The sequence below is a fragment of the Rhizobium sp. R693 genome, from assembly GCF_002211315.1.
Lineage (GTDB): Bacteria > Pseudomonadota > Alphaproteobacteria > Rhizobiales > Rhizobiaceae > Rhizobium.
The window spans coordinates 1-5640 of record NZ_LOKY01000038.1; the positions used below are offsets into that span (position 1 = coordinate 1).

4 protein-coding genes are annotated in these 5640 nt (G+C 60.0%); 1 reads left to right on the forward strand and 3 read right to left on the reverse strand.

Going from position 1 to position 5640, the window contains the following annotated elements:
- The 3 genes from ATY79_RS22805 to ATY79_RS22815 all read right to left on the reverse strand — a co-directional run.
- Positions 1-772, reverse strand: a 772-nt coding sequence (locus ATY79_RS22805; protein ID WP_245312437.1) for a HupE/UreJ family protein, incomplete at its 3' end; no start/stop codon positions are given.
- A gap of 35 nt (positions 773-807) precedes the next feature.
- Positions 808-1797, reverse strand: coding sequence for a peptidyl-prolyl cis-trans isomerase (locus ATY79_RS22810; protein WP_088704966.1), 990 nt, complete (start codon positions 1795-1797; stop codon positions 808-810).
- A 6-nt stretch (positions 1798-1803) separates the two neighbouring features.
- Positions 1804-4011 (reverse strand): DUF3604 domain-containing protein, encoded by a 2208-nt coding sequence (locus ATY79_RS22815; protein ID WP_088704967.1) that lies wholly within the window; start codon positions 4009-4011, stop codon positions 1804-1806.
- A 290-nt stretch (positions 4012-4301) separates the two neighbouring features.
- On the opposite strand from ATY79_RS22815, the gene ATY79_RS22820 reads away from it, so the two are divergent.
- Positions 4302-5640: adenylate cyclase (locus tag ATY79_RS22820; protein WP_245312438.1), on the forward strand; the 1339-nt coding region annotated here is incomplete at its 3' end.

The following is a 5640-nucleotide window of genomic DNA, read 5'->3' on the forward strand; positions in this document are numbered from 1 at the left end:
GGCCGAGTGCGGTCAGTCCGCTCGCAAATCCGAAGCCATGCAGCAGCCCGAAGGCAAACGAGACAATCCAGGGATGGCGGATCGTAAAACTCGTCTGACCACGCCACACCCGGACGATCTCGGGACCTAGAAACAGGATCGACAGTGCAATCATCGCATTGAGCGGCAGCGCCGGAATCTCGACCTTGCCCAGTGTCGCTATGGCGAGGGTGATGGAATGGGCGACCGTGAAGGCGGTGATCGTCTTCACCAGCATCCACCGCGAGCGGACGATGAAGAGCAGACCGAAGACGAAAAGCAGGTGATCGACACCGAGAAGAATGTGCTGGAAGCCGCTCACGAAGTAGACCTTCGCCGCATCTAGCGGGCTGCGCGTGGCAGCGAATTCGAGAAAGGGCTGGGATGGATGGATCATCGTCGTCTCGACGGTGCCATCCAGCAGATGAACGCGGACCAGCACATCGGTAATCGTCGCCTGCAGTCCGACGAACTCGACACGCTTACCTGGGAGGCCCCCGCCGTCCGTTTCGATCACCCGCGTTTCGACAAGCGAATCTGGAAGCTCGCGTTCGGCCGGCTCTGTCACGTTGCGCACACTCTGCGGAAACCGCAGGGCGATCGGTAGCCGCATGCCTGACAGCATGGGTGTGCGCCAGACGACCTTGTAGCGGTTTGCCGCCATCGCATCGATCTGCAGATAGGCAGGCCGTATCTCGTGGGCGATGGCGGTCCCAGCGAGCACAAGGACTAAGACGACGACGCCGAAGAGCATACGCCCGAGAACGGTGGACAATATCGGGCCGCCCCTCATTGCGCCGATACCTCAAGCCCAAGATTGAACCCAGGTGGCACCTGTAGGTCCTGAAAGTCGGCGGCTTCGATCGGTGGTACGACAACCGAGTAACGCGACCGCATTTCAGCAAGCGCCGCATTCTTGATTTCGCGATACTTGTCGTCGATCCAGCCCGCCTTCACGTTTGGCATCACCTCGGCGTAGGTTGGAATGCGACCGGGCTCGATGGAGTCGATCCAGACGAGATGCCAGCCGTAACCCGATTTGACCGGTCCGACCCATTTGCCCGGCGTGAGCTGGAAGAGAGCCCTGGAGAATTCCGGCCCGAATTCCTTCGCCATCTGGTCGGGAGTGGCGTCTCCGTAATGGTTCTGGAACATGAAGGGGTCGCCGATTGCGGCAACTTCGCTCGAGTCCGGAGACTTCCCTCCGATGAAAGCCAGAGCTGCTGCGGCGGCCTCCTTGGTTTCTTTCCCGTGCCGGTCCGTCGAGAAATAGAGATGTCGGAAGGTTGCATGTGGAGGGAGCGCGAAGGTCTCGGAATTCCTGTCGAACCAAGCCTTCATCTCTTCGTCGGTCGGCTCTTGCAGGGAGGCTAGGTCGGTGGCGAGAAAGTCCATCTTCTGCGCTAGCCGTCGCTTGATGATCTCATCGTCGCGATCAAGGCCAAGGGAGATGGCTTCGCGGAAGAGGATTTCCTGCGTCACCTTCTGGTCGACGAGACCGCGTACCTGTTCCGGCGTCGGGGTCGACCTTCCCTGCGCAAGCCAGCTTATCGCTAGTTGCCGTACGTCGTCCTTCGTCAGAACGATCTGGTTTGTGTTTGCCGCGCCATCCGTTCCGGGCGTCAGCAAATGATAGCCTCCAAACAGCAACGCTCCAGCGGCGACGAAGTGGAGCAGCGGTTCGCTGACGAACCTCCGCCATCTCCCCCGCGATTCATGTGCGACGCCGTCTGCATTGCCCAAGGGCTCAGGTCTTCCGGGAGGCAGTTTCACTGGCATGCCTCCTTATCGAATGACAGCCTGGACTTCGTAGTTCGCGTAGCCGAATTCGTTGCTTCTGGCGGCCACGTACTTGTCGCCGGACGTGTAGACCGTCAGCTCGAAAGGACTTCCATCGATCGTCGTGATGATGTGGCCATCCTTGATTTCATAGTCGGCCGACGATCCTGACGTGCTCGGGTGCATGATCTGCAGAACGTCGTCCGCGGTGGGCTGACCTCCGTTCAGCTCGGTTATGACGCGCTGACCATGCTCTCCGAACAGGACATCGAAGTTCTGGTCAGTGACCCTGTTGCGAACTTTGAACGTCTTCCCAACGACGAGTTCCTTCAGTTGATCGTTGGTGAGCGCGAAGGCTCCTGCTTTGGTCAGATCTTCGACGGTCAGGCCTCGCTCGGCCTTGGCGACAGCCGCGGGCGTCGGGGTGTACCAGATCGGCGACGTCCAGGCGCGTTCCTGAACCGTGGCGGCCACGCTGCTAGGCGGCAGGATGCCAAGCTTCACGGCGTCGTAGGTGCTCCAGCGCGGCGTCGGGATCTGCAAGACACGGGTGTAGTAGAAGGCGTGCAAGCTCGGGTCAAACTCCGGGTCGGTCCAAACCGCCTTCAGTTCCACGGCGCCGATATCGTTGGTGTAGGTCGCCTTGGTGATATCAACGGTGCTTCCCACGGGAGGGAGTTTGCCCGTAACCGGATCGGGCTGGCGGTTTCCTGCCCAGGCGACGTCGAATATCTTTTCGAAGATCTGCCCCTGCTTGGTCCAGCCCTTGACGATCTGGATGCGATCGAGATTGCCGTCGTCGGGATCCTTCACCGCAGCGACGATGAAGGTGGGGACCTTGTCGTCGGCCGCAGGAAGATCGCCGCCCATCGGAACGCCGTCGGCGTAGGCGGTTTTGGCCCAGTCCGCATTGGCAAGAACTCCCTTGTCGTAGTCCCAGCCGCCGAACATGCGTGCCTGGATCCGTACGCCGCTGGTGGCATAGACCTCCTTGCGCTGCATCGCGTTGAAGATGGAATCACGGGTGTTCTGTTCCGCCCAGACGACGGTCAGGCCGGAGGTCCCGGTCTCCATGACGTTCATGCCGGATGCGACTTTGCCCGCCAGTCGTGAGGCCGGCGTCGCGTCGACGAGCCCGTGATCGCCGAAGAAGTTGGACTGCGAGTAGGCGGTGGCGGTGTTGTGGGAGTCGCCTGCTCCGACCACCCCGAACTTATAGGGGTTGTAGCCGCGGGTCGCCTGCATCGCCAAACCGTTCTCGTAGGCTTCGCGTGCGTAGCTTCCATGCAGCTTGGAGGTGCTGTTGTCGATCCCGATCAGGTAGTTCATGATCTCGAAGTTCGCGAACTCGTCGTTCGGCGACAAATCCGGATGGGTCTCCGAAGCGCCCTTCACTTGCTTGAGTTCCGTCAACGGCTCGTTGGTCATGCGCTGCTGCGCCCAGGCCGCATCGAGGGGATTGCCCTTGCTGTCGACATCGGTCGGAAACATGATGCCGTTGGACAGGTTCGCATTGTGGGAGATGGCCAGCACCTCGTTTCCGGCCTTGCGCTGGCCGTCCATCCACGTCCATAGGTCTTCGGGATGGTCTGAATCCAAGGCAGAGAACGGCATCACCGGGACCTTTGCGCAGTCCTTGAAGAAGACGTTGCGATGCATGTTCTGGTTATTGGGCATTGATGTCCACTCGTACGAGCAGAAGGCGGTGAACTCGCCCGGTTTGTTGTATTTGTCGGCGATGGCGACGTTCTGCTTCCAGATGGACCCGGCGAGTTCCGGCTTCACCAGTTCGGTGAGCGGCTTGCCGGTGGCAATGCTCCCGGCCAGGAACTGGAAAATCTTCATCGCGCTATTGTCTTTGGTGACCTTCAGTTTCTCGGCAATCGGGAGCTTGCTGATCGGAGACGTGGGATCGTTGGCAAGACGGATGACGCCGACATATTCCGAGTGATCGGTCACCCCCTGGAAATCGAGGGGCGTCTTGATCTTCACGTCGAAGCCCGCCGGATGCTTGATGGTCTGCCCCATCGAGTACTGGTACGCCTCTTCCGGCCCCGTCACTGTGTTTCCAATGATGTAGGCGTCAAGGGACCAGCTCGTGTGCTGGTGGGTCTGCCCGAAGTAGGCGTGGCGTTCCTGTGCAAAAGCTCCGGCCGCGGCCAGTGCGAGGATGGTTGAGGAAAGCAATAGTATGACCCGGTTTGACCTGCGCATGTCTTGCCCTCGATTGCGACTTGGGGATGAAAGTTTCGCGTCAACCTGTGAACAGCGGGGCGAAAGCGCAAGGTATGTAACAGTAACATACTGTCCCGCAGCATGTAGTTTCGGGACAACGAGTTCCGCCGTTTCGGCCGAAGTACGCGGCTTCTTGGGCTCAAAGAACTTCGGGGCAGCTCTTCAACTATCTTTATGGACGATGACCAGTTTCTGCAGTAGGTTGCATTCGTGAACGGTGATGTAATTTGTAATACAGATGACCCTCAAGAGCGGGTGAGGTGCAGACCGTGCAGAACGAATTGCCGCCGGGGGGCGAAGCTGTGCCGTTATATCGTCCTGCGCCGACTCCGGACGAGATCCGTACTCAGCTCGACGTCATCATCCTCAGCCCCGAGTTCCCGAAAGTTGGTCGTAGTGGCGCGTTCCTGACATACGTCACGGAAGAGGCTCTCGCGGGTCGTGCGGATCGCATCAAGGGCTACTCAATTGCGGTCGAAGTGTTCAAGCGAAGTGAAGGGTTCACCCAGGACGACCCCGTCGTTCGGATAGAGGCTGGGCGTCTACGGCGGTTGCTCGAGCGCTACTACCTTGTCGCAGGGCAGCATGATCCGATTAGAATCGACATTCCCAAGGGTGGATACGCGCCGTCCTTCGAGTGGAACGGCGCGTTTGAAAGTAGTCCTGCGGAGGAAACCACGACACCTGCATCGCGTGGGCTTCGCGTCCAGTTTCCCCGCTTAATGGCAGTAGCAATTGGAGTTGGCGCAACGCTCGGCATTGGTATTGTCGCACTCGCCTTCTCCACCCACCTGTTGTCCGGCCGGTTGAAGGCGCTCCCCGAGGGAGGTCCGACGCTGGTCGTCGCCCCATTCGCCGATCTTGGCGACGGGCCACAAGCACAACTCTACTCGGTCGGCCTGACCGAGGAACTGCTGACAGTCCTGCCTCGCTTCAAGGAGGTGCACGTGTTCGGGCGGGAGGCGTCCAAATCGCTGTCGCCGGGCGTGCCCGCCTCGCAGGTGCGCCACGAGCTTGGGGCGCGGTTCTTGCTCGCAGGCGGCGTGCGCGTTTCAGGCAATCGGGTGCGCGTGACAGCACGTTTGGTTGATACCGAGACCGACAAGATTCTCTGGTCCGATACCTACGACGACGACACTCACACGCGTGAACTGTTCAGCATCCAGTCCGACGTGGCGAATAGGGTCGCGACGACAGTTGCCCAGCCATATGGAATCATGGCCCAGGCGGATACCGTCAATCCTCCCGCTGACGGTGCTGGAGCCTACACCTGCGCATTGGGCTTTTATGCCTATCGTGCGCAGTTGGCGGTAGATCAGCATGCAAACGTGCGGGATTGTCTCGAGCGGGCTGTCGAGCGATATCCGTCCTTCGCAACCGGGTGGGCGATGCTTTCACTCGTCTACCTCGACGAGGAACGATTTCGATTCAATGCAAGAACCGGCACGCCGACGCCGGTCGAACGCAGCCTAAGCACCGCCCGGCGCGCGGTCCAACTGGACGCAAGCAATACCCGTGCGCTGCAGGCCCTGATGACCGCGCTGTTTTTCAGCCGGAAGGTCGACGAGGCGTTCAAGGTCGGCGAACAGGCTTTGGAGACCAACCCGA

Bases quoted from the DNA above. Each gene is read 5' to 3' on its own strand.
- ATY79_RS22810 (WP_088704966.1), bottom strand. From the start codon at position 1,797: ATGCCAGTGAAACTGCCTCCCGGAAGACCTGAGCCCTTGGGCAATGCA.
- ATY79_RS22815 (WP_088704967.1), bottom strand. From the start codon at position 4,011: ATGCGCAGGTCAAACCGGGTCATACTATTGCTTTCCTCAACCATCCTC.